A 319-nucleotide genomic window follows, 5' to 3' on the forward strand; every position below is an offset into this window, starting at 1 on the left:
GTCGGAGGTCGTGCGGGGCGGGGCGGACTGAATGTCGGTCATGGCTTCCTTCCTCCGGGCGCTCCGGCAGCGCCCGCTGCATCGAGCGTGCGTCGTCGGGTTGCGGCTGCACAATTACCTCAGAGGTCATCGCCGCCGACGCATCGGTGCGATTACGGTTTCTGTGTGACCGAAGCGACCGTTGGCGGATTGCTGCGCGGATGGCGAGAGCGCCGCCGGGTAAGCCAGCTCGAGCTTTCGCTGCAGGTGGGCGTGTCGGCCCGGCATCTCAGCTTCATCGAAACCGGGCGCTCGCGTCCCAGCGCCGAGATGGTGCTCG

The 319-nt window shown here is 67.7% G+C and carries 1 pseudogene (cut by a window edge); it reads left to right on the forward strand.

The window, feature by feature from the left end:
- Positions 1-165: 165 nt before the first annotated feature.
- Positions 166-319: pseudogene (locus tag ACFE99_RS03960) on the forward strand (helix-turn-helix domain-containing protein) (its annotated part continues 629 nt past the right edge of the window); the annotation flags it as partial.

The sequence above is a fragment of the uncultured Mycobacterium sp. genome (assembly GCF_964249325.1).
GTDB lineage: Bacteria > Actinomycetota > Actinomycetes > Mycobacteriales > Mycobacteriaceae > Mycobacterium.